General features: G+C 68.3%; 16 protein-coding genes, 1 tRNA gene and 2 pseudogenes. 6 read left to right on the top strand and 13 right to left on the bottom strand.

Translation table 11 applies throughout. The features are described from left to right. Positions 1 to 86: 86 nt before the first annotated feature. From ACMA1D_RS00635 to ACMA1D_RS00625, 3 genes are all read right to left on the bottom strand, one after another. The gene (locus ACMA1D_RS00635; RefSeq protein WP_414721831.1) at positions 87 to 2,936 is read right to left on the bottom strand and encodes a ribosome-inactivating family protein; all 2,850 of its coding nucleotides are present in this window, start codon (positions 2,934 to 2,936) and stop codon (positions 87 to 89) included. Beyond that, a complete protein-coding gene (locus ACMA1D_RS00630; protein ID WP_414721830.1) occupies positions 2,933 to 3,478 on the bottom strand; it encodes a hypothetical protein in 546 nt (181 codons plus the stop codon). The genes ACMA1D_RS00635 and ACMA1D_RS00630 overlap by 4 nt, the downstream gene beginning before the upstream one ends. Positions 3,479 to 3,544: 66 nt before the next feature. After that, the gene (locus ACMA1D_RS00625; protein WP_414721829.1) at positions 3,545 to 4,042 is read right to left on the bottom strand and encodes a hypothetical protein; all 498 of its coding nucleotides are present in this window, start codon (positions 4,040 to 4,042) and stop codon (positions 3,545 to 3,547) included. Between the two features lie 428 nt (positions 4,043 to 4,470). Here ACMA1D_RS00625 and ACMA1D_RS00620 point away from each other — a divergent pair, with 428 nt between their 5' ends. After that, complete coding sequence (locus ACMA1D_RS00620; RefSeq protein ID WP_414721828.1) at positions 4,471 to 6,801, top strand: ATP-binding protein; 2,331 nt, start codon at positions 4,471 to 4,473, stop codon at positions 6,799 to 6,801. Between the two features lie 297 nt (positions 6,802 to 7,098). On the opposite strand, the gene ACMA1D_RS00615 is transcribed toward ACMA1D_RS00620, so the two are convergent. Beyond that, positions 7,099 to 8,025: a ribokinase gene (locus ACMA1D_RS00615; protein ID WP_414721827.1), complete on the bottom strand. Its 927-nt coding sequence runs from the start codon at positions 8,023 to 8,025 to the stop codon at positions 7,099 to 7,101. A 204-nt stretch (positions 8,026 to 8,229) separates the two neighbouring features. On the opposite strand from ACMA1D_RS00615, the gene ACMA1D_RS00610 reads away from it, so the two are divergent. Both ACMA1D_RS00610 and ACMA1D_RS00605 read left to right on the top strand, forming a co-directional pair. Beyond that, complete coding sequence (locus tag ACMA1D_RS00610) at positions 8,230 to 8,481, top strand: hypothetical protein (RefSeq protein WP_414721826.1); 252 nt, start codon at positions 8,230 to 8,232, stop codon at positions 8,479 to 8,481. 82 nt (positions 8,482 to 8,563) lie between these two features. Continuing rightward, positions 8,564 to 8,953 (top strand): hypothetical protein, encoded by a 390-nt coding sequence (locus tag ACMA1D_RS00605; RefSeq protein WP_414721825.1) that lies wholly within the window; start codon positions 8,564 to 8,566, stop codon positions 8,951 to 8,953. Between the two features lie 181 nt (positions 8,954 to 9,134). On the opposite strand, the gene ACMA1D_RS00600 is transcribed toward ACMA1D_RS00605, so the two are convergent. The 9 genes and pseudogenes from ACMA1D_RS00600 to ACMA1D_RS00560 form a co-directional block, all read right to left on the bottom strand. Next, positions 9,135 to 9,533 carry a hypothetical protein gene (locus ACMA1D_RS00600; RefSeq protein ID WP_414721824.1) on the bottom strand — a complete coding sequence of 133 codons (399 nt, stop codon included), beginning with the start codon at positions 9,531 to 9,533 and terminating at the stop codon, positions 9,135 to 9,137. Positions 9,534 to 9,903: 370 nt separating this feature from the next. After that, positions 9,904 to 10,076 (bottom strand): annotated as a pseudogene (locus tag ACMA1D_RS00595) (RHS repeat-associated core domain-containing protein); the annotation flags it as partial. Positions 10,077 to 10,569: 493 nt separating this feature from the next. Then, positions 10,570 to 10,819 (bottom strand): annotated as a pseudogene (locus ACMA1D_RS00590) (IS630 family transposase); the annotation flags it as partial. A 195-nt stretch (positions 10,820 to 11,014) separates the two neighbouring features. After that, positions 11,015 to 11,263: a CPCC family cysteine-rich protein gene (locus ACMA1D_RS00585; protein ID WP_414721823.1), complete on the bottom strand. Its 249-nt coding sequence runs from the start codon at positions 11,261 to 11,263 to the stop codon at positions 11,015 to 11,017. 2 nt (positions 11,264 to 11,265) lie between these two features. After that, the gene (locus ACMA1D_RS00580; RefSeq protein WP_414721822.1) at positions 11,266 to 15,732 is read right to left on the bottom strand and encodes a putative T7SS-secreted protein; all 4,467 of its coding nucleotides are present in this window, start codon (positions 15,730 to 15,732) and stop codon (positions 11,266 to 11,268) included. A 3-nt stretch (positions 15,733 to 15,735) separates the two neighbouring features. Further along, positions 15,736 to 16,224, bottom strand: a complete 489-nt coding sequence (locus ACMA1D_RS00575) for a hypothetical protein (protein WP_414721821.1) — start codon at positions 16,222 to 16,224, stop codon at positions 15,736 to 15,738. Next, a complete protein-coding gene (locus ACMA1D_RS00570) occupies positions 16,211 to 16,516 on the bottom strand; it encodes an SseB family protein (RefSeq protein WP_414721820.1) in 306 nt (101 codons plus the stop codon). The genes ACMA1D_RS00575 and ACMA1D_RS00570 overlap by 14 nt, the downstream gene beginning before the upstream one ends. Before the next feature lie 560 nt (positions 16,517 to 17,076). Continuing rightward, positions 17,077 to 17,164: transfer RNA gene (locus tag ACMA1D_RS00565), tRNA-Leu, on the bottom strand. Positions 17,165 to 17,436: 272 nt separating this feature from the next. Further along, complete coding sequence (locus ACMA1D_RS00560) at positions 17,437 to 18,984, bottom strand: aldehyde dehydrogenase family protein (RefSeq protein WP_414721819.1); 1,548 nt, start codon at positions 18,982 to 18,984, stop codon at positions 17,437 to 17,439. A 290-nt stretch (positions 18,985 to 19,274) separates the two neighbouring features. Here ACMA1D_RS00560 and fdhD point away from each other — a divergent pair, with 290 nt between their 5' ends. The 3 genes from fdhD (at position 19,275) to ACMA1D_RS00545 (ending at position 24,779) form a co-directional block, all read left to right on the top strand. Next, complete coding sequence (fdhD, locus tag ACMA1D_RS00555) at positions 19,275 to 20,360, top strand: formate dehydrogenase accessory sulfurtransferase FdhD (protein WP_414721818.1); 1,086 nt, start codon at positions 19,275 to 19,277, stop codon at positions 20,358 to 20,360. A 684-nt stretch (positions 20,361 to 21,044) separates the two neighbouring features. Continuing rightward, positions 21,045 to 22,217, top strand: coding sequence for a serine hydrolase domain-containing protein (locus ACMA1D_RS00550; RefSeq protein ID WP_414721817.1), 1,173 nt, complete (start codon positions 21,045 to 21,047; stop codon positions 22,215 to 22,217). Between the two features lie 669 nt (positions 22,218 to 22,886). Then, positions 22,887 to 24,779 carry an exo-alpha-sialidase gene (locus ACMA1D_RS00545; protein ID WP_414721816.1) on the top strand — a complete coding sequence of 631 codons (1,893 nt, stop codon included), beginning with the start codon at positions 22,887 to 22,889 and terminating at the stop codon, positions 24,777 to 24,779. The last annotated feature ends 26 nt before the right edge of the window (positions 24,780 to 24,805 follow it).

Below are 24,805 nucleotides of genomic sequence, written 5' to 3'. Positions count from 1 at the left end.
GGCCGCCCACCCGTGCCCCGCGGCACACAACAGGAGTGGCCCCGGCGGTCGTCCCGCCGGGGCCACTCCCCCGCTGTCAGTCGCTGTCAGTCCTCCTGCTCACCCGGGTCCCTGAGGAACACCGAGGTGCCGGGTGCGGCGCGGGAGGTGTTCACCCCCTGGTCGCCGCTGGCGTAGTCCGCGCCCTCCTTGCCGTTCCAGTCCAGGATCGGCGCGCCGTCCTGGGTGAGGTGGCGGAACCGGCCGGGGTCGTCGGCCGACGAGCCGAACTGGAACACCGGCTGCTTCCCGTCGCCCGACTTGCCGTACGGCTTGAAGTCCACGTACGGGCCGCCCTTGGTGAGCTGCTTGGCGAGGACGTTGTTGTGGAAGACGTTCTGCGGCCCGGACGAGCCGGCCCACTTCACGGCCTTCTCACCGGCCGCCCACCAGATCGGGTACCACGTACCGGCCTCCACGTCGCCGCCCTCACCGCCACAACGGGCCGTGCAGTTGCCCGAGTAGTGCTCGAACGGCACCCGTACGGTGTTGTTCTCGAAGAGGTTGCGGCGCTCCCAACCACCGTGCAGGTTCAGGTCCGAGTCGAAGTCGTTCGCGTAGACGACGTTGCCCGAAGCGGACCATTGCAGGGTGAAGTGGCGCAGGTTGCGGGTGGTGTTGTACGCGTACAGGGAGTCCCAGACGCGGCTGCCGCGGAAGTATCCGTTGCCGCCCTTGCCCTTGTTCCAGGCGCCGTCCAGGTAGTTGGACTCGAACTGGAGGTTCTTGGCGACCTCGGTGACGATCGGGTGCGAGCCGGTCATCTCCGCGCGCACGCCGCGGGCCCAGGAATCGGCGGCCCACTTGAAGACGAGGCCGTTCATGGCCGCTTCGGGCGCCAGGTTCCCGTAGTTGTTCTTGGCCTGCTCCGGCTTCAGCCCCGGCATGTCCTGGGTGAAGGAGAAGTCCTCGAATCCGACGCCGACGACCATCTTCAGCGGCGTCACCTTGCTGGTGTACGCGGTGCTGCCGATCGGCAGCGAACCGTCGGACGTGGAGTCGACCGGGAGGTCGAACTCCAGTGGCTTGTCGATGGTGACGGTGTGGTTCTCGGCGTCCACCGCGTCGATGCGGAAGACCTGCTGACGCATGTGCAGGTCGTCGTAGCGCCGGTCGTCCAGGGCGCCCTGCTGCTCGTAGAACTTGCGGCTGTTCGCGGCGCCCACCCACAGGTGCCCGCCGACCTGGAAGCGGGACAGGTTCGCCTTGGCGTCCAGGTGGATCACCCGGCCGCCCTCCTTGGCGGCGTAGCCGGGCGCGTCGGCCCCGGCCCGCAGCTTGACGCCCGAGGCCCAGTGCTGGTTGATCGAGCCCTCGTAGAGGTCCTTGCGGTTGGCTGGCGCGGCGGCCCACTCGTCGGCGTAGCGCGCGGCGACCTCCCGGGTCTGCACCCGGAACAGCCCGCGGCCCGGCCACATCCAGCCACCCTTGGCGGTGTCGGCGCCCGCCTCGTGCGTCATCGCGTCCGGGTCCCAGCGGCTGCCGTCCTTGCTGAGCGTGTCGTAGCGCGTGTCGGCGTCGGGGCGGAACACGATGCGGGTGCCCTGGCCGCCCGCCGGGTTGTTGCCCTGCCCGCGGATCACCAGGTAGTCGGCGTCCACGGAGATCTGCCGGGAGATGTCGATGCGCCCGGCGGGCAGGGTGATCAGCGAGAGCTGGTCGAAGTTCGCGCGCCCGCTGCACTTGCCGCGGACGTCGTCGATCGCGCGTTGCAGACCGGCGGAGTCGTCCTTGTCGTCGTCCGGCTTGACCTCGTACGAGTCGGCCAACTTCTCCGGCGTGATCCGGCAGATCGGGTCCGTCGTGTACTGCCGGTGGTCGGGCAGTGGGCTGCCCCCGCGGTAGCCGGCGCCGGTCCAGTCCGGCATGCCGTCGACGGCGGCGCGCCGGTCGTCGTAGGTGATGGCCGCCGCGCAGGGCGCCTCACCCGGGCCGCCGGCACCGGGGGCGGAGCACATCCGCTGGGGACCCGTGCCCTTGGGAATCTGGAGGAAGTTCAGATTGGCCCGCAACCAACTGAGGTACAGCGTGATGGGATTGCGGCCGGCTGGCCGCAAGACGTGGTAATAACGGTCTCGGGCGGATTCCGAAAGCGCTGCCCAGTTATTGATGTACGGCTGGTAGTCGGCCGCCCGCCACCCCTCGTCCGCGGTAAAGGCAGTGTGTACCGAATCCCTGACGTTATTGAACCGTGCGCCCTCCACCAGGGTCATGATGAGCCGCGTAAGTGCGGGACCCGCGTCGTTCAGAGGGGTGCCGGCCCCGCCGAGAAAACCAAGAGTTCGCACAGCATCGCGCAGATCATAACGGTAGATGGTCCGATCCCATACCCGATCTCCACCCATGGAAGAATACTGGCTCGAAAAGGGCAGCCTGATCCTCTCCACCTCTACCGCCCCGAAGAGCCGCGCGGGCACGTTGCCGGGTTCAGCGTCGTTGAAATGGTAGAACCGGTGCGTGCCGACCCCGACCTGGTAGAAGCCCATCACATACATGGATTCAAGGTCAATGACCAGACTGACGGACGGCATGTTCGTCGCCCCGTGCAGGGCATCCAGGCTGAGGAGGGTATGGCCGACGCGAGGTCGCCCGGTCGGACGCGGCAGCGCCAAGTCGTACGGCAGCGACCGGGACGGGGAAATGCTGGATGTCGTACGGGCGGGGCGCCGCCCGTGCGAATTCGTGGACTCCTCTTGCTCAGCCGCCTCAACCCGTTCGGAAAGCGCCTCGACGATATGCAAGTAGATCTGCGGCAGATTGTCGTCCTCGTCCTGAGCCGCGGCGGGCCTGACCAGCACCGTGACGGTGGAGACAAGGGCGAGCAGAAAGGCGAGCGAGCCGCTGATGACGGTCTCACGAAGGCGCCGACCAGGCGCGTCTCCTACGAGCTGGTTCACCACGGCACCACGTAATTGATCGTCGCTACGGGGGCCCCACTCGATTCGCTGGTGCCCCCCTTCCAGTACGCCACGGTGTAGGTCGCGGCGGATCGCAGCCCGTCATTTCCCGCCGGCACGGCCGCGGCCCCGTAGGACATACAACGGTTGTGTTCGTTCGGGCAGACGTAGTCCCAGTCCTTCCGGTGCTCCTTGTCCAACTTTCCACGCTCGTAGATGCCGACCCAGTCCCCTTCCGTTCCCGGGTTCCGGCCGACAGGCGCGAGATAGGTCACCACCAGCCCCGTGTCCTTGGGGTTCCAGTTGAGGCCCTTCTGCCTTATGTGGGCAGTGGTCCAGGTCGCGTCGATGATGTCGAAACTGTTCTTGCTGTGTGAATCCGCGGGCAGGCTGGCGGGTCTGGGCTGCTCCGCGCTGGCGCTGCTCGCCGAATGCGGCAGCAGGAGCGGCGGGCCCGCGAGCGCGAAGGCGGAGAACAGGGCGGTGAGCGCTACGGGGACGACGACACGCCGCTTGCCGGCTCGGCGCATGGTGAAGCGCATTGATGAGAACCCCCTTCTGGGGAATGAGAGGTGAGTGGCCATCGGTGGCACGGACGGAGTGCGGGACTACCAGGGAACGACGTAGTCGATGGTCACCGCGGGCGCCCGGCCCGACTCGCCCTTGGAACCGAGCCAGTAGGCCACGGTGTACTTCTTGCCCGACTCCAGGCCGTCATTTCCGGCGGGCACGATGGCGGAGCCGAACGCCTTGCAGCGTTCCTTCTCGTTCGGACAGACGTAGTCCCAGTCCTTCCGGTGCTCCTTGTCCAATTTGCCGTACTCGTAGATGCCGATCCAGTCCTCTTCCACGTGCGGGTTCCGCCCGGTCGGCCCCACGTACGAGACGACGAGACCCGTGTCATGCGCGACGTTGTTGATGCCCTTTTGGTAAATGTGCGCCGTCGTCCAGACCGGCTCGAACAACACGAATTCGCCTTCTCGGTCGCCCATTCCCGCCGGGCTGGCCTGCTCCTTCTTCACCGGCGCGCTCCGTTCGCCGACGCGCGAGGTCAGGTCGTGTGCACCCGCCACCGCCGCCGCGGAGCAGACCACCGCCATCGCCACGGGAAGAAGCCAGCCCCGGCGCCTTTCGGTATTCCGGGAGCTGCCTCCAACTCGCCTAAAGAAGCGCACAGCGCAACACCCCACCCATGACCATCCCTGTCTTTCTCCGCACTCTGTGGACCACGTGATTCGTACGCCCGGGCGAGCCCAGCGGCCCCGGCCATCGGACGTACGGAAGGGGAACTCGCCGGCCCGACGGCGCGAGGCCGTCGGCCCGTGGGGGAAGGAAACGCGCCACGACGCCTCCCGGGAGCGACCCGGCGGGCGACGGGGCACGCCGTCCCTCGGGCCCCATCAGCCGGCGATTCCGAGGTGCAGTCCATCAAGGCGACACGGCCGGCACCAGGCGGAAGCACCGGCAAAAGTGCAGTTGGGGATACTTCTACTGGTAGTGCCAGCCCCGGCACCCACGCAGAAAGGCCGGCCTCGTGAACAGCACCACTCCCCCGACGCACGCGTTCGGGCCGCTCCTGCGCGGACTCCGGCTCCGGGCGGGTTTCAGCCAGGAAGAGCTCGCCCACGCGTCGGGCGTGAGCGTGCGCGCGTTGGCCGACATGGAGCGGGGCCGCACCCGCGGACCGCAGCGCCGCACCGTGGAGGCCCTGGCCCAAGGGTTGGCGCTGACCGCCGACGAGGCGCGCGCCCTGGAGGCGGCTGCGGCGCCCGGCCGCGCCCGGGCGCAGGCCACCACCGCCCAGGCCCCAGCCCCGGCAGGGGGCCCGGCCGGCCTCCCCGTACCGCTGTCGCTACCGCGCGCCCCCCGGGACTTCACCGCCCGCGGGCAGGCCCTGGCCGACGTGCTCGCGCTGGCGGAACGGCCGGATGCCGCGTACCCGCCGGTCATCGTCGTCACGGGGCAGCCGGGACTCGGCAAGACCGCGTTCGGCATCCGCAGCGCCCACGCCCTCGCCCCACGGTTCCCCGACGGACAGCTCTTCCTCGACCTGCGCGGCATGGACGCGGAACCCGCACACCCCCGGGACGCGCTGGCCACCCTGTTGCGGGCGCTCGACGTGGCCGAGCACGCCATCCCGCACGACCTCCAGGACCGCTCCGGCCTGCTGCGCTCGCTCCTCGCCGGCCGCCGGCTGCTGCTCGTCCTGGACAACGCGGCCGACGAGGACCAGGTGCGTCCGCTGCTACCGGGCAGCGGCACAACACTGACCCTGGTCACCAGCCGGCGGGGGCTGATCGGCCTGGAGGCGGTGCACCGGATCGATCTGCCGCTGCTGCGCCGCGAGGAGTCCGTGGAACTCCTGGCCCGCATCATCGGCCCCGAGCGGGTCGGCCGCGAGGCGCAGGCCGCCCGCGACCTCACCGACCTGTGCGGCCACCTGCCACTGGCGATCCGGATCGTCGGCGGCCGGCTCGCCAGCCGCCCCCAGGAGCGGCTCGGCAAACTCGCCACCCAACTGGCCGGCGAAGAGCGCAGGTTGGACCTGCTCAAGGCCGGTGACCTTCAAGTACGGGCGGCCTTCGCGCTCTCCTACCGGCGGCTCGCCCCCGCTACCCGGACCCTGCTGCGCCGCTCCGCGCTCGCCGCGGGCCCCGACTTCAGTGCCGAGACCGCCGCCCTGCTGGCCGGGACGACCGTCCGCGCGGCGGAGCTCGGGTTGGAGGAGCTCGCCGACCGCGGACTCCTCCAGACCGAGGCCGCGGTCGAGCGCTACCGGTTCCACGACCTGCTGCGGCTGTTCGCCGCCGAGCTGGTGGCAGACGAAGACGGCGCCGCGACGGAGGAGGCGGCGCGGGAGCGGGCCGGGCGCTGGATGCTGGCCCGGGCGACCGCGGCCGGCCTGCACTTCGACGCCCAGCAGCACCACCCCGCGGGGCGCGACCCCGACCCGGCCACCGCGCCGAGCGGCCGGGAGCGGGCCAGGGCCTGGCTTGAGGCGGAAGCGGCGCAGTGGCTCGCCGCGCTGCGCCACGCCCACCATGCCGGGAGGCACCGGGAGGTCGTCGACGCCGCGGAGGCCATGCACTGGTTCTCCGACCTCACCCAGCACTGGGACCTGTGGGTGGAGGTCTTCGAGCGGGCCGCGGACGCCGCCCGCTCGCTGGGCTCGCCCCGGGAGGAGGCCACCCACCTCAACTACCTGGCCTGGGCGTACAACCTGTGCGTGCACGACCACCACTCCGCGGCAGCCGCCGCCCGCGCCGCGTACGCCGCCGCCCTCACCAGCGGTGACCGGCTCCAGATGGGGTGGGCGCTGGGTTACGAGGCGGGTGCGCTGCGCCGGCTCGGCCGGGCGGAAGAGGCGGTCGCCAAGTTCCGGGAGGCAGCCGCCTGCCACCACGAGAACACCACCCCACAGGGCCGGCTCGCGGAGCTCACCACCCTCAACGCGCTCGGCGAGGTCCTGCGCGGCCAGGGCCACGCCGACCAGGCCCTGGCCATCCACCTCCGCAGCGACGCGATCTGCCGGGCCGGTATCCCGGGTTGCTCTCCCGAACTGCTCGACCTCTACCAGGCGGCGGCCCTGCAACACATCGGCAGCGACCACGCGGCCCTCGGCCAGTGGCAGCAGGCCGAGGAACCGCTGCGCAAGGCCCTCGCCGCCTTCGAGGGTTCAGCGATGCCGGCCTGGAGCGGCCCGGTCCACCTCGAACTCGGCCGCGTCCTGCGCCACATGGGCGACCTTCCAGCGGCCCGCGCGGCAGTGGACGCCGCCCTGAAGACCCTGACCGAACACAAGAGTCCCCGCCAGGCAGAGGCCCGCGCCGAACTCCAGCTACTGGACGCCCTGTTCTCCGGCTGACCGGGTACGGGCCCCGCCGCCGCGTTGACCCCGCCCGCCCCGGGCGCGATCCGTCCAACTGCCGGCGTACGAGGCTGGGTTAAGGTACATCGCTCTGTCGCGAGTCGTACGTGACTGACGGCCCAGCCCAACACACCCGAATCAACCTGCCACGCCGCGTAGACCAACCCGCTGGCCCACCACCACCGAGTGCGGGCACGGGTGTGCCACCCTGTCGCGGGTCGTACGCCTCCACCGGCTCAACTCATCACACCCCACACCCCACACCCACACCCCACGCCCACACCCCCGGTCCCCTCACACCGCGTCGACCTGCTCCGGTGTCGGGAAGGAGTCCTGCGCCCCGCGGGCCGTGACCGTCGCCGCTCCCACCCGGACGGCGAACGCCGCCGCCCGGCGCAGTTCGTCGCCGCGGCCAAGGCGCCAGGCCAGGGCGGCGGTGAACGCATCGCCCGCGCCCGTCGTGTCGACCGCATCGACCCGGGGGCTGGGCAGGTGGTGCAGCGAGTCGGCATGCCCTTCGGCCACGACGGCGCCCTGCGCACCGAGCGTGATGACGACCGAGCGCGGGCCGAGCGCGAGCAGCCCCCGCGCCCAGTCCTGTGGCGTTTCCCCCGCCGCCGCGCCCAGCACGTACCGCGCCTCGTGCTCGTTGACCACCAGCGGGTCGCAGGCGGCCAGCACCTCGGCGGGGAGCGGGGCCGGCGGGGACGGGTTGAGGACGAGCCGGGCGTCAGGAGCCAGGCCGCGTACCGTCTCCGCGACCGTCTCCAGCGGGATTTCCAGTTGCAGGGAGACGACGCGCGCGGCGGCCAACAGCGGGGCCGCCGCCCGGACGTCCGCGGGGGTGAGCCGCCCGTTGGCCCCCGGGGAGACGACGATGCTGTTGTCACCCGAGGGGTCCACGGTGATCAGGGCGACGCCCGTGGGCGCCCCGCCGACGAGCACACCGTCGGTGTCCACACCCGCCGCCCGCTGGCTCGCCAGCAACAGCCGCCCGTGCTCGTCGTCACCCACCCGAGCGAGGAGCGCCGCCCGCGCGCCGAGCCTGGCGGCGGCCAGGGCCTGGTTGGCACCCTTGCCGCCCGGGTGAACGGCCAGATCAGAACCGAGCACCGTCTCACCCGGCGCGGGCCGTCGCTCCACACCGATCACGAGATCAACATTGGCCGACCCGACGACCAACAGGTCGTACCGGCCACCGCCGGAGGCGTCGTACTGCATGTGGGTGCCTTCCCGTCTTTCGGTGCTGGTGGATTTCGTGGTGGGGCTTGCGGTGATTCTGGTCGATACGGCCGGCTGGTCATCACCAGTGTGCGACGACAGAAGATCAGGCACTGGCCACAGACCACAACATGGGCCCTACGCGCCGCTGAGCCGCCGTAAGGGCCTCCAGCACATCGCACCGAAGCCGTTAAACCATTACCCATGACGAATATGCGCCACGTGCCGCAATTCGCAATAGACGCGAGTGATGTGCAGGGCGAACGCTCACCGCGCACCCAGAAGTCGAACAACCGAAACCCGACACGAACGCCCGTTCCCGCCCCGACTCGCAAAATGAAGGCAGGTGCCGCTACCGCGGCCACCCAAGCACGAAATATTTTGTTCGGCAACCGGACCACCACATCTGAACAATCACATCAGAGCGAAACTCGACAACGTGAAACGAATACCTGAATGAGGATGCGCCGGCGCGCACTCAATCCTTGTCCAGAAGGAGTCTTTAGCCACATTCCCGAAATTGCCTAGCGTTGCAGCCATGAAGGCAACGAAGAAAGCTATCGGGGCTTGCGCAGCGACCGCTGTCCTGCTCGGCACGATGATCGCCACGGCTCCCACCACTTCAGCGGACAGCATGCAGGGGTGCTCCTTCCCCCGAGTCTGCTTCTACCTCAAGGAAGCGGACTACGAGGCTTCCCGGCCGACCGCCTCGTACAAGGACGTCACGAAGAACTACCAGAACCTTGGGCCCCGCGCCCGCGGATCCTTCTGGGTGGTGAACACGCGAAACGACGACCGGGTATCTCTCCGCTATACCGTCAAGGGTTCGACCCGGTTCGCGTGCTTGGAACCGAATCATAAGTTCCTCTTCGGTGGGAGCGGCGTCGTCACCGGCGTACGCATCGAAACGCCGGCAGCCTGCCCGTAGATCCGCCGGCAGGTAATTCAGAAGACGATCTCCTCTCAGGGAGAACGCAAACGGCCCGCCTCCGAAACCGACGGGGGCGGGCCCCCTCGGACCTGCCGATCCTCCCTCTCTCTTTCGACTGAGAAGACTCCGGGAGCAAAAGTTCGGGAACAGCGTCACCCACCCCTACTCAACAGAGCTGCTAGCCCTCTTTCATCTGAGACGGATCCGAGCACAGGAGCTCGGAAACAGAGAGCCTCATTGATCTGGCTAGAGCGATGGCGTTCTCGCGGTAGAATCCCGTCCGGATGTGAAAATCTTCTTCCGACGGCAACCCCACTACTGCATGGGCAATGCTGGCATAAATGGCATGGAGCTGCCGATACACGAAGACGCATTCACTTGACGCGTTCTGCGGGATTCCGGCCACCATCACTCTAATGCTTTCCAACTCCTCCCTTGAGCTCCCGACATAGAGTTTCACCATACGATCTTCGCCAGGTGTGTCAATCGCGAGAGACAAGCATTCGCGAATCAGCGACGCTTGCGCGAATGAAAGCTTGACTGAAACACTATCCTCACCAGAGGATCGAATACGCATTCTTGCCCTCATTGCAATGAATACCTTCCAGAATTGAAATCCGCCTCCGAATAATGGAACGCATGGATGCGGTAGGGAGTCTCCACGATCAAAACGCCACAGCCCTGCGCGCCACGGCGAGAATCGTCGTACGCGACGCGTGACCCCTGCTTGGTGTCGACGTGCGTGGTTCTACCTTCGAACGATGACAGATACCTAGCCAACTCGTGCGGATCTGAGCCGATGCCGGATATCGAATGATCAAGCGCATTGCTGGATCCGTCATCTGTTCGCCGAAGATCATGATCTACTCCGTCCGCCACACGTTGCCTGTACGTTCCCTTAATCTCGCTATAAGCGTCGTCATCAATGCCCGGGCCCAGCCCGGACGGCCCAGCGGATCGATCCAGGCGAGGGGGTTCGGTATGTAGATGTGGGGGCTATCGGCTGGGGCCAGACCGAGTGAGTCAGGAGTGAGGTAGCGCGTTTCTTGTCGCAATAGCGAAAGTAATTGCATTTTAGGCCCGTTTCGGGGTCAGCATACTGCCTGGGCAGCGTAGCGGGCAGTCCATCGTATGCACCGGGACGCTAAAAGGCTGACGTTCAGGCAGGACGCCATGCCTGCGCAATCCGATCCGTCCAGTGGCATGAGGGAGCGCAGCTCACCTATCGAGCCTCGCCACCCGTACGAGCCGGGGCGAGATCGCGCGGGTCGCGCGCTCCATCGGCGATCTCGCCATCGCCGCCAAGAATGCAGGGCCACCGACAAGATCGAGCGAGACCTACCGCTGCCTCGGCTTCCATCTCACCCACGAAGTCGACCACGCGATCGTGCGCGCCGAGATCAAGTTCGACGAGGGCGACATGAAATTCCCACGGCCAGAGAACAACCGTGGGGATTTAAATGGTTTCCGAGGGGGAATTTTGACAATTGGTCCAGAGATTAATCCCATCCGGACTGAACGGGTGGTGCCGCGGCTTCGGAGCCGCTGATTCGGCGGACGACCTGCGATGTGGACAGCCCCTGGAATTCGCCCTTGCCGGGCCCCTTGCCCCATGGGGACTCCTTCCAGATCTTGGTGCGCTGGAAGGAGATTCCGCGGCGGATCAGCACGCGCCGCAGACGGTGGTGGGCTGGTCGCGGCCGTCTGGACGGCGAAGTCCTCGTCGTCACGGTCTGGCAGGCGGGGACGCGAGCCCCATCTCATTGAACCGCTGGATCACATCACAGGCGGAGTCCTCGTTTGCCTGACCAGACGGGTCATGACCGGGACCGTGCTGCCGCCGGCCGACGCCAGCGCCACCATCGTTCGCCGCAACCACACCGAGCTCGGGCTGCCCCGCCGCACAATGTGCTGAAGCTTCTGCTCCTGTCGGAGCCTTGAAACCTTCCTCAGTGGCGCTCGATCATCCGCCTGCGGCCGGCCACCTCCGCAGACCGCGATACTGCCTTCAGCCACGCAAAGCTGCTAGAACCACCTTCCACCACGCAGGTTCCGCGGTCACTCTCCGAGCTGCTCACAAGGTTGCGGTGCGCGAACGTGTGACCGCCTACGCTCTTCCGATGCGCCGAACTTTGCGAAGTTCTCCCTAGCCTCAGCCAGAGTTACACGATTGGGCCCCCCGACATACTCATCGGCATTCCGGTCATCCTGTCCCGAATCTTCCCAGCCGCATACAGGACAAATTTCAAACCATCCCTTCGCCTCAAGAGTGATGAACTGGCAGCAGGGACACGGAAATCGATTCATAATTACTCCTCCACGCCTGGCGTTTTTTCATCCCAATACTTCCTGGCCCACGCATCAGAAGATTTTCCGGTGCGGTCAATTGAGCTATCAAAGTAGGTGATGATCTTCCTTGTAGCGCGATCCATTACTCCGAACTCATGAGTCTCCGGGTCCCACCGATAAATCTTTCCTTCAATGAGACTATCCTTCTCACGCACGCCAGGGCGACGCGAATCGTTCATCAGCTCATGCGCCCCTTCGGCATAATCCTCTTCTCGGTAGTACCCGAGGTCTTCACCGTGATCGATGTAGTGTCGCTGCAACCCGGCGTCGCTGGTCCAGCGCTTCTTGGAACAGTCCTCGGGAGCCAACCCTAGGCGGTCGGACCAGGCGTGAGGGTTGTTAACGTAGGTGGCTGGGTTGGGATTTGGCACAAGACCCAACGGGTCCGGGCTCGTGTAGCGTGCAGTTTCGGGATCGTAGTGGCGGAAGTAGTTGTAGTGGAGACCCGATTCGGCGTCTGCGTACTGACCTGCGAAGCGGAGCGGGCAGTCCAGCTTCTCGGTGGTCGTTTGCAGTGGTGTGCCCCACAGGGTGGTGCGATGCTGCCAGACTAGGGTGCCATCCGCAGAGATGAGCTCCATAGGAGTGCCGGCAAGGTTCGTGATGACGGCGTGGAATCGGGCACCGTGTCCGTCGGACGTGGTGCTGGTGAAGGGCTCAATCAGGGGTGCGTCGTTTACTTGGGTTGAAAGTACGTCGTTGGTCTGCGCGATAGGACTATGAGTGCCTGGCGTATAGTCCCAAGTGATGTGCCTACCGTCAGACGTCGATTGCTCAGCCAGCCGGGTGCCGTCCCAGATAAACAGCGTGGTCTCCACGGCCACACCGTCCCCAATCAGACGCTCTTTGGAAATGCGACGGCCCAGCGGGTCATAACTGTAGCGCCAGCATTCACCGTTGGGGTTGATGACCGCAACTAGACGGTCTTCCGTGTTCCAGGTATAGGTCCAGGTGTGTTTCTTGCCGTTGAGAAGCTTGCGGGTACGTCGGATCAGCCGGCCCTGGGCGTCATGTTCATAGTGCGTGCGGCCGGCACGACGGATGAGGGTTCCGACGTACTCGCGGTCGCCGGTTGCTGGGTGGGCGGGAGCGACGGCTGACGTGAGGTTTCCCGCGCTGTCATAGGCGTAGCTTTCCGTCCATCCGTAGGCATGGAGGGCCGTGACTCTGCCAACGGGATCGAGATCAAAGCGGCGAGTACCGGAGGTGAGTTCTCGGATCTCCGTGAGATAGCCGTCTTCACGGTAGACGAAGGAGCGGTGCTGAAGGATATGGTCAGCGGCCTCCTGATAGCGCCGTACAGTCTGACTCGTAAGATGGCCGTTCTGGTCCCACGTCTGAGCGAGACTGGTTGTAGCACCGAAACGCCGCTCAACTTCCCGGCCGGCCGCGTCGTAGGCAAAGGTGATAGTGCCAACGTCTGTGCGTAACTCGACGGGCTGGGCAGCCGGGTCGTAGCTCCATTGCGAGTGTTTGCCGCTAGGCGTCACGCGCTCCGTGCGATGACCCACCGCATCAAAGGCGTACGTCATGGTGCGACCGTTGACAGATTCCGACACGCACCGGCCGAGTGCGTCGCGCTGGGTGATAATTTCGACGTCTGAGTTGAAAGCCCGGACTAGTCCCCCCATGGCATCGTATGCGTAAGTGGTGACCTGGCCCCTGTCATCGCGCTGCTCGATAAGACGGCCCAGGAGATCCCGGGTGAGGGTCAGCGTTTCGCCGGCACCGTTGCCCCGCGTCTGGAGCGCACCTGCGGCGTCATGGGTGTACGTGTTGGTGCGACCGTTGAAGTCCGTCTCTGACGTGATACGGCCTACTGCGTCGTACGCATAGCGCCACTCCAGCCCCTGCGGGTTCGTGACCGTCGTCAGCCGCGATTCCGTGTCGTAGGTGAACGCGTACATGGCTCCGTCCGGCTCCGTGCGTGTAGCCGGACGGTCGAAGTGCGTGTAGGTGTGTCGTGTGGTGTTGCCTGCTGGGTCGGTGTGTTCGCGGAGGTTGCCTTCCGGGTCCCAGGTCCAGGACTCCCTGCTGCCATCGGGGCGTATTCGCCATGATGGCTTGCCCTCGACCGTCCAGCCGTGGCGGGTGATGTGGCCCAACGGGTCGGTGATGCGGGTGATGCGGCCGTGTGTGCCTCTGCGGATCTTGGTGGCGTTGCCCAGCGGGTCGGTGATCTCAACCGGCAAGCCGGCGGCGTCGGCCGTGATGTGGGTGGTGTGCCCCAGTGCGTCGGTGATGGATGACAGGTTGCCGCAATCGTCGTAGACGTAGCGGGTCTCGGCTCCTGTTGGGTCGGTTGTGCTGGTGCGGTTGCCTAGCTGGTCGTAGGTGTGGCGCCACACCGCACCGTCCGGTTCCCGTACCTCCGTGGGAAGGCCCAGGCCGTTGTAAAGGGCGGTTGCGGCTGTGCCATCGGGGCGCTCGACGCGGGTGAGGCGGTCGTGGTCGTCATGAACGAATCGGGTGGTGCGGCCGAGTGGGTCAGTGACGGCCAGCGGGAAACGGCCAGGCTGCGGACCCCAGTCGGTGCGCGTGGTGTTGCCCAGGGGGTCGGTCTGGGCAACGACCTTCGACTTGTCGTCGTAGACGTAATGCGTCTGGTTGCCGAGGGAGTCGGTGTAGGTGGTGGTGCGGGCATTGTCGTCGTAGCGGAAGCCGCCCGAGAGCATGTTCTCGGATCCGACGGTGTGTGTGACGCGGCCACGGCTGTCGTAGAAGTAGCCGAACTGTGTGCCGTTACGGTCAGTCCACGACGTCATGCGATGTTCGTCGTCGTAGGTGAAGCGCAGAGGCTTGCCCGTGGAGTTCACGACCTCAGTGAGGTCACCGGCCGCGTTGTATCCGTAGGAGATCAGCGTGGTGCCGGACTCGGGATCACCCACACCCAGGAGGCGGAGCGCGGTGATGCGCAGCATCTCTGGATCTGTGTCGATGGCTATGCGGTACCCACCGATGTGGCTGATCTCAGTCGGTGACCCGGCCGGGTCGTAGGAGATGTCGATCCGGTGGCCATTGCGGTCGCTGATGCATTGGAGCGGAAGCTCGGTGGCGGGCATGTCGGGCAGCGGGGCGAAGTGCAGGTTGCGTCCGTGCTCCGGGATGGTGATGGTCATCGACCCACCTGCCTCCCCGTTCCAGCGCAGGGGCCAGCGGGGACCGCGGTCGGGGAGGGTGTCCTCCTCCGAGTGTGGGATGGGGTAGGTGAGGAGCATGCCGTCGTCGGCGACGAACACGACCCCGTCTGCGTCCAGTTCCAGCCGCTGGTCGAGGGTGGCCGCCCAGGTGCGTCCGAACCAGCCGCCGCTGATGTGGCCGGAGACGTGGGTGCGTCGCAGGACGAGTGGGAGGCTGCCCGGGAGGCTCACGTCCGTGGCGGACATCGTCATCTCGCCGGTGACGACGTCGACCGGTTCGCCGTCGCAGGTCTTCTCGGGGCCGCACTGGTCATGCGTGCCCTTGCCTTCTGCCCGGTCGCGGTTGTCGCCGCGGTTGAGCACGTCCTTACGAGATCTCAATCTCCTGGCGGCGTTTCGTGATGCCTGTGCAGCGTTACGCAGGGTGCTCCCGCCGCCGGTAGCGAGGGCCAGGAGCACCGCAGGGCTCAACTGGCCTGCTGCCCGCTGTGGGTTCTTCGACCACTCCTCCCAGTTGGCGGCGGCCTTGGCGAACTCGGTCGGGTGCTCGATAGCGTATTTGGCACCGTCGAAGACCGAGGCCAGGTTCATGGCCGCGCCCTGCGGATCGAGCGTGAGGAACGGCTCGACGAAGTTGGCGATGTCGAGGATTCCGTAGTGTGCTCCCCAGAGGAAGTTCCGAACACCCTGCTTGGCTTTCTGGAAGCCACTCGGTATGTCCGGCGCCTTCTCTGTCGCCTGGTCAAGTTTCTTCTTCGATGACTCGACCACAAACTGGAGCTCGAATATCAAACCGTCCAGGCGACGTTGGCAATTCTCCATAGCTGTGATGCCTGGATTGGTCTCCGCGGGCCGCTCAGGAAGCGGGTTGTCTCCGCGTTTCACCGCGTCGTTGTAGTCCTGGATCTTCCGATCATGATTCTTAGCAGTTGACCGGGCCTCGGCCGCGTCCGCGATGATCGGCTTGCAGCGTTCCTGGATGCCACGGAGTTTACTGGCGTACGCGGAGAGGGCGGAAACCGCGTTCGTGAACTGAGTGTGTGCGGAGGTGAGTTCCTTCGGGAGCCGGTCGACTGCGTCTCGGAATGCAGTCGCGCCCTGCCCTGACCATCGGTACAGCTTCAGCGGACCAAGCTTGTCGTGACCGTCCTTGAAAGCAGCGGCGTAGGCGCGTAAGTCCACCACCAGGTCATCAATCTTGTCCGGATCACCTGGAATCAGGTCCTTGGGTGTTGCACCTTCAGGAATCCCAGTACGTGCCGGGGCCCATGCATCGGGGTCAGCCATGGCTCAGGACTCGTCCTCGAAGTCGGCATACTTCCGCGCTAACTTCTCCAACGCCGACTCCTTATAGGGCTCCATGTCCGGCACGCCTATATTCTCCGCCACCCACTTGGACGACGGGCCGCCAGGAAGCTTCGCGATATTCTCGTCAGACGGCCAGAAGTTCTTGACCCCGAGAAGATCCGCCAGCGCGTACGCCGCGACCGTCTCATACAGCCGCGTCACGACCTCGTCCGCATGCTCGGACAACTGCCCCATGCCGAAACTCCAGGCAGCGAGAAAGCTTTTGCCTGACTCCAAGATTTCCGGGGCACCACAGTGCTGGATATAGGACGTCAACTCTTCCTGGTTCCTCGCGATCGCTTTAGCCGCCACTACCGACTCCTCCAGAGGCGCAATCAGGCCCTTGACGTCGGCAATCTCGATCGCATACCCGTCCGACCCGTCAATCACGCCCGGTTCAGGGGCACCAGACGGCCGGTCATGCCCCGCCACTGTCCAAACCCTCCAACACCTTGCTCAACACATCGGCATCCAGCAGAAACGGGTGCTCGCCGTACGGGTCCACCACGGCTCGTACGCCCTCCGGCAGCAAGTCCACCAAGTCCCGAGCAGTAGTCGACGCCCAGCCGCAGACTCCCGCGAACTCCGCGAGACCTTCAATCGACGTGAAGACCGGCACCAGCCGCCCAAGCTCGGTCTCCGAGACGAGGAAACCCGGCTCCTCCGGCCGCTCGAAGTAAAGCCGCGCAGCACGAAGCGTCCTCGCCCGCTCCACATCCGACATGGACGCGACGGCATCGCGACGGGCCCACTCCGCCAACGTCAACCGATCCCCCATCACCGCCCCCTCCCCTGAACAGACGCGCCATCCTCACACGTAGTTGCGAATCGTCGCAACCGGTAAGGAGGGTTGGTTGGCCACACAGCCGAGCCCAGGGGACGGCCATGTACCCGGCCACCGTCCCAGCGGTCCGCTGCGACACGATTCCTCACCGCTGGCGACATGCTCAGATTCGGCGCTGAGGGCTGACGCTCAGGCGGGACGCCGGGTTTGCGCAATCCGACCCGCCCAGTGGCACGAGGGAGCGCAGCTCGCCATCGAGCCCCGCGACCCACGACCCACGACCCACATGAGCCGGGACGAGATCGCGCGGGTCGCGCGCTCCATCGGTTGTCTCGCCATCGCCGCCCGGAAACCGAGGCCACCGACAAGATCGAGACCTACCGCCGCCTCGGCCTCCGCCTCACCCGCGAGGCCCACCGCGCGATCGTGCGCGCCGAGATCAGACTCGACGAGCGCAACACGAAATCCCCACGGTCAGAGAACGACCGTGGGGATTTGGCTGGTGTCCGAGGGGGGACTTGAACCCCCACGCCCGATAAAGGGCACTAGCACCTCAAGCTAGCGCGTCTGCCATTCCGCCACCCGGACTGGGTGTGTACCGCGGTTCCCCGCGGCGACATGGATAACGATACCAAGGATTCGCAGTGCGTTTCACCTGCGTATCCGCGTCCCGTGCGGCGGTGGAAGCGGGCACCGACAGAGGACCGTGAGTGACACCCTTCGCCACGGAGCGTGATGGGTGTGGGTGTGCCGTGGAACGGGGCGGGGCGGCGCGGGGTGGGGTCTTGCCTGACCACCTGGGCGGCTTGCCTGGCCACCTCGCGGTGGGTGGCCAGGCTCGCAAGCCCGCGCGCCCCGGGTCAGTCCGGCATCAGGTGGTAGTCGGGGAAGTTCCCCGGGAGGCGCTCCCCCGTGGGGCCTTCCGTGACGGCGCGTACCAGGAGGTCGCCGCCGACGAAGGCGCCGCGCCAGGAGGCTCCGAAGCCGCCGAAGAGTTCGTCCCGGTCGCCGCGGGACCTGGGCTTTCCGTGGCCCACCTTGAAGGCGCGGACCTGGGGCGCCAGGCGGTCGAAGGTCTGGCGGTCGTCGCAGGACAGGGTGGCGACCAGGGCGCCGTTGCTGGCGTTCATCGCGGCGAGCAGTTCCGCCTCCGTGTCCACCAGGACGATCGTGTCGACCGGGCCGAACGGTTCCGCGTGGTGCAGCGGCGACGCGGGGGGCGGGTTGAGCAGGGTGACCGGGGGCAGGTACGCCGAGGTGTCCTGGCCGGGCAGGAAGCGGGCTTCGGCCAGGTCCCCGCGGTGCAGCGGGACCGCTCCGCGTTCGATGGCCTCGGCGACCTGGTCGCCCAGTTCCTTGGCCTTGGCCGCGTTGATCAGCGGGCCGAAGTCCAGTTCCGGCAGCGGGTCGTCGGGGGATTCGACCGCCAGCGGGTGGCCGAGGCGCAGGGAGCGTACGGCCGGCAGGTAGGCCGCCAGGAACGCGTCGAAGGACGAGCGCTGGACGACGAACCTGGGGTACGCGGTGCAGCGTTGCTTGCCGTAGTCGAAGGTCTTGCGGATCTGGGTGGCGAGGGCCGGCCAGTCGGTGTAGTTCCAGATGCCCCAGGTGTTCAGGCCCTCCTGTTCCAGGATGTGCCGTTTGCCCAGGTCGGCCACGGCGGTGGCGACCCGCGCGCCGGTGTCCCGGCCGCCGACGAAGGAGACGCAGCCGATCTCGGGCGCCCGCACCAGGGCCTCGGAGAGTTCGCCGCCGCTACCGCTGACCAGAGTGAGGGGCAGCCCCTCGCGGGCGGCGAGTGCGGTCGCCAGGGTGAGGCAGGCAACGCCGCCGTCGGTCGGGGTCTTGGCGATCACCGCGTTGCCGGCCAGCGCCTGTACGAGCATCGCGTGCACCAGGACGCTCATCGGATAGTTCCAGCTCGCGATGTTGCTGACCGGGCCGGGCAGTGGGGTGCGGTCGACCAGCATCCGGTCGATCTGTTCGACGTACCACCTGACCCCGTCGATCGCCCGGTCCACATCGGCCTGGGCGAGCCGCCACGGCTTGCCGATCTCCCAGACCAGGAGCAGGGCGAGCAGTTCGCGGTGTTCGGTCAGGGCGTCCAGGGCGGCGGTGACCTTGGCCCGGCGTTCGGGCAGCGGGACGTGTCGCCAGGCGCGGTGCTGGTCGAGCGCGGCCCGTACGGCGCTGGTGGCCGCGGCACCGTCCAGACGCGGCGGGCCGGCGATCGGGGTGCCGTCGACGGGGGTGGTGGCGGCGAGGACCCGGCCGTCGGCCTGCCATGCGCCGTTCCAGTAGTTGCGTACGCGATCGTCGGTGAAGGCCTCGGGAGCGACGCTCAGGCAGCGCTGCCAGGCGTCGGCCCAGGCCGTTTGGGGCTTGAGGATGAGGGTGGGTGCTGCCATCGGTGATGTCCGCTCTCGTTGCGCTGCGGGGCGGGAGGTGGCGTTGCACGGACGCTAGCGGCGGGTGGCGGTCGAGCGGTACGGATTACGGGGGGCTATGGCTCACATCACGCCTCGCGCGCGCCCCCGCGGACGGGCGGGGTGTCGGAGGTCGGCCGACGTTTGCGGCCACCGCTCGCCGGGTACGGCGATTCGCTCATGACCTGCCGCGATGCGGGACAATGCGGGGACAGGGCAGCGCCGGCGGGAGGCGACCGGCGGCACGGCGACGACCAGGACGGATCGACAGCATGGGACGGGTCACCGAGCGACGGCGCGTGGTGCGCATCCGCAACGGCCAGGTCAGTACGCGCCCCGACACCCTCGTTGCCGAGGAGCCGCTGGAGATCCGGCTGAACGGCAAACCGCTGGCGATCACCATGCGCACACCGGGCGATGACTTCGCACTGGCCGCGGGGTTCCTGGTGAGCGAGGGTGTGCTGGGGCGGGACGACGAGTTGGCCAACATCGTCTACTGCGCCGGCGCGGTGACCGCCGCGGCGCCCGAGGGGACGGACGACCTGGCGGCCCTGGCCCCCGGCGCGGACCTGGCCGCGGGGCCGGCTGGCGACCCGTACGCGGACGAAGCCGTCGTGGAGGGTGTGTCCGGGGCGTCGGGTCGGGCCGTCGGCGGGACCGCCGGGGTGTCGGGGGCCGGCGCGGGTGGCTCCGCTCCGGCGGGGCTCCGTTCGGCCGCCCCACGTGCGCTGCCCCTGGCCGGGGCCGGCGCGGATGGCGCCCGCGGGGTCACCAACACGTACAACGTGGTCGACGTGCGGCTGGCGGCGGGGGTCGAGGTCCCGGACATCACGTTGGAACGCCACGTGTACACCACCTCCTCGTGCGGTCTGTGCGGGAAGGCCAGCCTGGACGCGGTGCGGACGACGGCCCGTTGGCCGGTGGGTGACCCGGCGGCGCCGGTGGCCGTCTCCCCCGCCGTGCTCTCCGCGCTGCCCGACCGGCTGCGCGCCGCCCAGCGGGTGTTCGACCGCACCGGTGGGTTGCACGCCGCCGCCCTGTTCACGGCGGCGGGGGAACTCGTCGACGTACGGGAGGACGTGGGCCGGCACAACGCCGTCGACAAGCTGATCGGCCGGGCGCTCCAGCAGGGCCGGCTACCGCTCTCCACCAGCGTGCTGCTGGTGTCGGGCCGGGCCTCCCTCGAGCTGGCGCAGAAGGCGGTGATGGCGGGCATCCCGGTGCTCGCCGCGGTCTCCGCCCCGTCCTCGCTCGCGGTGGACCTGGCCGAGGAGACCGGGCTCACCCTCATCGGCTTCCTGCGCGGCGCGGACATGAACGTCTACGCCGGCGCGGAACGGCTGGTCTGGGCCGACTAGTTCGGCGTTCGCGGCTGTTTCCTTCCTGGTCCGTCCTGGTCCGTCCTGGTCCTTCTGGCTCTCCTGGCCCTCCTGGTTCTTCTGCTTCTTCCTGGTCGCCGGCTGTCTTGCCGGCTGTCTCGCGGTGCGTCTTCCCGGCCGCTTCGTCGGTTGCCTCGCCGTGTGTCTCCTCCCTGGCTGTCCCGCCGGTTGTCTCGCCGGGTGTCACCCCGGCCCCGCTCCCCCGCTTCGCCCCGTTCTCGTGCGCGGCGGCCAACGGCGGCTCAACTTGCCCCGGAACAAACGGTGTTCGCATGTTCCGACGGAGTCGGTGCGTCGGGTTTTCCCCACCCCACCCCGGGTGACGGGCCCGACGGGGGTTGCACCGGCTGGCCCCCGGAATGGTCGGGTGCCTGCCTGATCGTTTTGGGGTGGGGCGGCGGGCAGAGTGGGGCGGGCAGCGTCTCGGCCGTCGGTCGGGAGGGCTGCGGAGTGGGGTTCGCCGCGTGCCAGGGGGTTTCCCGCGGTGGGCCCGGGGCCGGCGGCGGTCGCACGGGGGCGCCCTGCCCTGCCGTCTGGCTCTGCTCCCGCTCCCCCTCACCTGTTTCGTGTTGATGTTCTCGTTCGGAGGGTTTCCCTATGTCCCTGCCTTTGGGCCGGCCGCGTGCCAGGCCGTGTCGGGTGCGTGGTGGTGTTCGTGGTTCGGTGGTCGCCGTCGTGTGTGCCGCGGTGGTCGCCGGTGTGGTGGTCGCCGCGCCGGCCGGAGCGGCCCCGAACGGCGGCGGAGCCGCGCGTACGCTGGCGCGCGACGTGGCCGCCGTCCGGGACACCGGTGCCGTCGGGGTGACCGCCACGCTCGACACCCCGCAGGGTGTGCGCTCCGCCAGTGCCGGCGAGTCCGAGATCGGCACCGGACGGCCGGTCCGTGACGATGCGCACTACCGGGCCGGCAGCACGATGAAGACGTTCGTCGCCTCGGTCGTCCTGCAACTGGTCGGCGAGGGCGAGCTGGCCCTGTCGGACAGCGTCGACCGCTGGCTGCCCGGCACCATCAGCGGGCACGGCAACGACGGCCGGCGCATCACCATCCGCCACCTCCTGCAACACACCAGTGGGCTGGCCAACTACACGAGCTACCCCGAACTGTTCCCGGCCGGACACACCGCCGACGGCTACCTGGCCAACCGCTACCGGCAACTCGCCGCGGCGGACCTGGTCGCCGGCGCCATCACGCACCCGCCGAACTTCGAGCCGGGCACCAACTGGCGCTACAGCAACACCAATTACCTCGTACTCGGCATGGTCATCGAGAAGGTCACCGGCCGCCCCTGGCAGCAGGAGGTGACCCGGCGCCTGGTCCGGCCGTTGGGGCTGCGTCACACCTCGGTGCCCAGCCGGGACCCGTACCTGCGCACGCCGTACACGCACGGCTATCACACCTTCGCGCCGAGCGCGGGTGGAGGGCCGGGGCGGCAACTGGACACCACCGTGATGAACCCGTCGGCGGCGGACGCGGCCGGCGCCCTGGTCACCACGCCCGCGGACGTGAACGCCTTCTTCCGGGCGCTCATCGACGGGCGCGTGCTGCGCCCCGCCGAACTGGCCGAGATGCAGACGCTGCGCCCGATGCCGGACGAGCCGGGTCGCGGGTACGGGCTCGGCATCGAGACCACCCCGCTGAGCTGCGGCGGATTCTACTGGCACCACGGCGGCAACGCCCTCGGGTACGCCAGCGAGAACGGCGTCACCACCGACGGACGGCGGGCAGTCACCGTCGTCGTGAACAGCTTCACCGACGCCGACGGCGACCAGCAGGACCGTACGGACGCGGCGGTCAAGCGCCTCATCGACCGCGCCCTGTGCACGGACGGCACCTGAGCACGCGCCGGGGCCGCGCGGGGTGACCGCCCGGTGCCGTGGTGCGTACGACAAGTGAGGTGGGCGCGTCAGTCGTGCGCGAGTGTGACCGGCATCCGACGTAGCCGAGGGTGCGTCAGACGACCTGTGCCGTACGGGACATCGGGCCGAGCGCACGCACCGGACAGCGGTGCGCGGGTGTGGGTTGCAGGGCCGTCCCGTACGCCATTCCGGCGCTTCTTCGACCAAGTGTTCCTGGTTCCCCTGAGCGAGTGAAGCCCGAGCGGCGCGCGGTTCTTGTGGAGGTTGTTGGGAGACAAGTAACTTCTGCGCAGCGCACATGGGACGTGGGATGTCTTGATGTCCAGATGCCTTCGAAGGGCAGGTCCGAGTATGGCGTCCGAACTTCACGCAGACCCCGCTAGAGGCGGCAGATCGCGGCAACTCCGATCCGACCAGGCTCCGCAGGCGGCGCCACCACCCCGCGGCCGGCAGCACACCGCCGAACCGGCAGCGGCCCCCAGCGAACCACACACCCACCACGCAGCGGGTCCCGCGCCCGGACCGGGTGACACACCCGGCTCCCGACGCGCGCGCCACACCCACCCGACGCGTCCAACCCGCCCGGTGCCGCGGCACCGGGCGGCGGCGTCCGGTGCGCGCCCGTGGGACGGTGCGCGGTGGCGCGGCGTGGGTCGGGCCGTGCTCGGGGCGTTGCTGCTGGTCGCGCTGGTACCGGCCCCGGTGCAGGCCACGGATCTCGGGCGTACGGCGGCGGCGGGGCGGGCCGCCTTCGACGAGCAGGTGCTTTTCAAGGCGTCACAGGACGGGGGCTACGCCTGCTTCCGCATCCCCGCCATCGTGGAGACCCGGGACAAGACCCTGTTGGCCTTCGCCGAGGGCCGGGTGGACACCTGTGGGGACGCCGGTGACATAGACCTCGTGCTCAAGCGCTCCTTCGACGGCGGGCGCACCTGGAGCGGGCTCCAGGTCATTGACGAGGGCGGGGGCGACACGCACGGCAACCCGGCGCCCGTGGTGGACCGCAAGACGGGTCGGATCGTGGTGGCCACCACGTACAACAAGGGGCGCGGCGACGCCCAGAACTGCACGGTTCCCTGTGACCGCCGACCGCACCTCCAGTACAGCGACGACGACGGGGCCCACTGGTCCACGCCGCGTGACATCAGCGGTGAGGTCCGCGATCCAGCCTGGGACGCCTGGTACGCCACCGGGCCGGTGCACGGCATCCAACTCACCCGCGGCAAGCACGCGGGCCGGTTGGTCTTCGGCATCAACGCGGAGAGCTACGGCGCCGGCCGCATCACCGCCAACCACGCGGCCCTGGCGTACAGCGACGACGGGGGTGACTCCTGGCGGCTCGGCGCGCGGGACACCTGGCCGCTGGCGGCCGACGGGACGTTCCGTCAGAAGCCTTCGGAGATGACGCTGGTGGAGCGCTCGGACGGGGCGATCTACGTCAACGGGCGGGAGCAGGACGGTACGGACCTCGGGCACCGGGACGACGCCGTCAGCCGCGACGGCGGCGAGACCTTCCAGGCGCCGTTCCGGGCGCTACCCGACCTGTACGCGCCGATGGTGCAGGGGGCGGTGGTCCGGTTGCGCGGCGCCGGGGTCGGCGAGGGCGGCCCGGGGCGGCTGTTGCTGTCCGTGCCGGCCGACCCGGACCGGCGGCGCACCATGATGATCCGCTCCTCCTACGACGAGGGGCGCACCTGGGAGAGTGTGGACCGCGGCAAGGTGGTCACCACCGACTGGTCCGGCTACTCCGACATGGCGCGGCTGTCCGGCGGTGCGGTCGGGTTGCTGTACGAGGCGGGGGCCGTCGACGCCAGGGACGAGATCCGCTTCGCCCGCTTCACCGAGGACTGGCTCGGGCCGCGGCGCGGCCCGGACCCGAGGACGGTGGACGGCGGGCGCGGGGCGCGGCCGGCCGCGGTGCTCGGTGGGGCGCGGACCGGCGACGGCCGGTTCGACCGGGCGGTGGAGTTCGACGGCGTCGACGACGCGGTACGGCTGCCGTTCCGTAACTCGCTGCCGCTCGGCGACGGTGACTTCACGGCCAGCCTGTGGTTCCGGTACACGGCGACCGCCGGCGAGCAACCCTTCCTGTGGATGGGCGGGGTCGGCAACAAGTCGCCGCAGGTGGCGGTGCGCGGCGAGCCGGCCAACAACCGGATCACGGCGTCCATGCTGACGGTGGACGGGGCGGCGGCGCCGGTCACCACGACGGTACGGGCCGCCCGCGCCTACAACGACGGCGAGTGGCACCACCTGGCGCTGCGGCGGGGCGGCGGGGAACTCACCCTCTTCGTGGACGGCACACCCATCGGCGTCCGGGCCCCGGCGGGTTCGGTGAGCCGCAACTCGGTCTTCGGCGTGCACGTGGGGCAGAAGCCGGACAGCCGCTCGCACCTGGCCGGCGCGCTGGACGAGGTGCTGGTGCTGCGCCGGGCGCTGTCCGATGCCGAGATCGACCGGCTGAGCGGCGCATCGGCCCAGGGGGTGGCCCGTGACGGGGCGGTGGTGTGGCTGCCGCTGGACCGGGTGCGGTCTTCGTGAGGGGTGCCCGGTCGGGTTGGCCGGGT

It is taken from the genome of Streptomyces sp. 796.1 (assembly GCF_047525675.1).
In the GTDB taxonomy this organism is placed as follows: domain Bacteria; phylum Actinomycetota; class Actinomycetes; order Streptomycetales; family Streptomycetaceae; genus Streptomyces.
The sequence above is the reverse complement of the archived record's forward strand: the minus strand, read 5'-3'. Positions and strand labels throughout refer to the sequence as shown.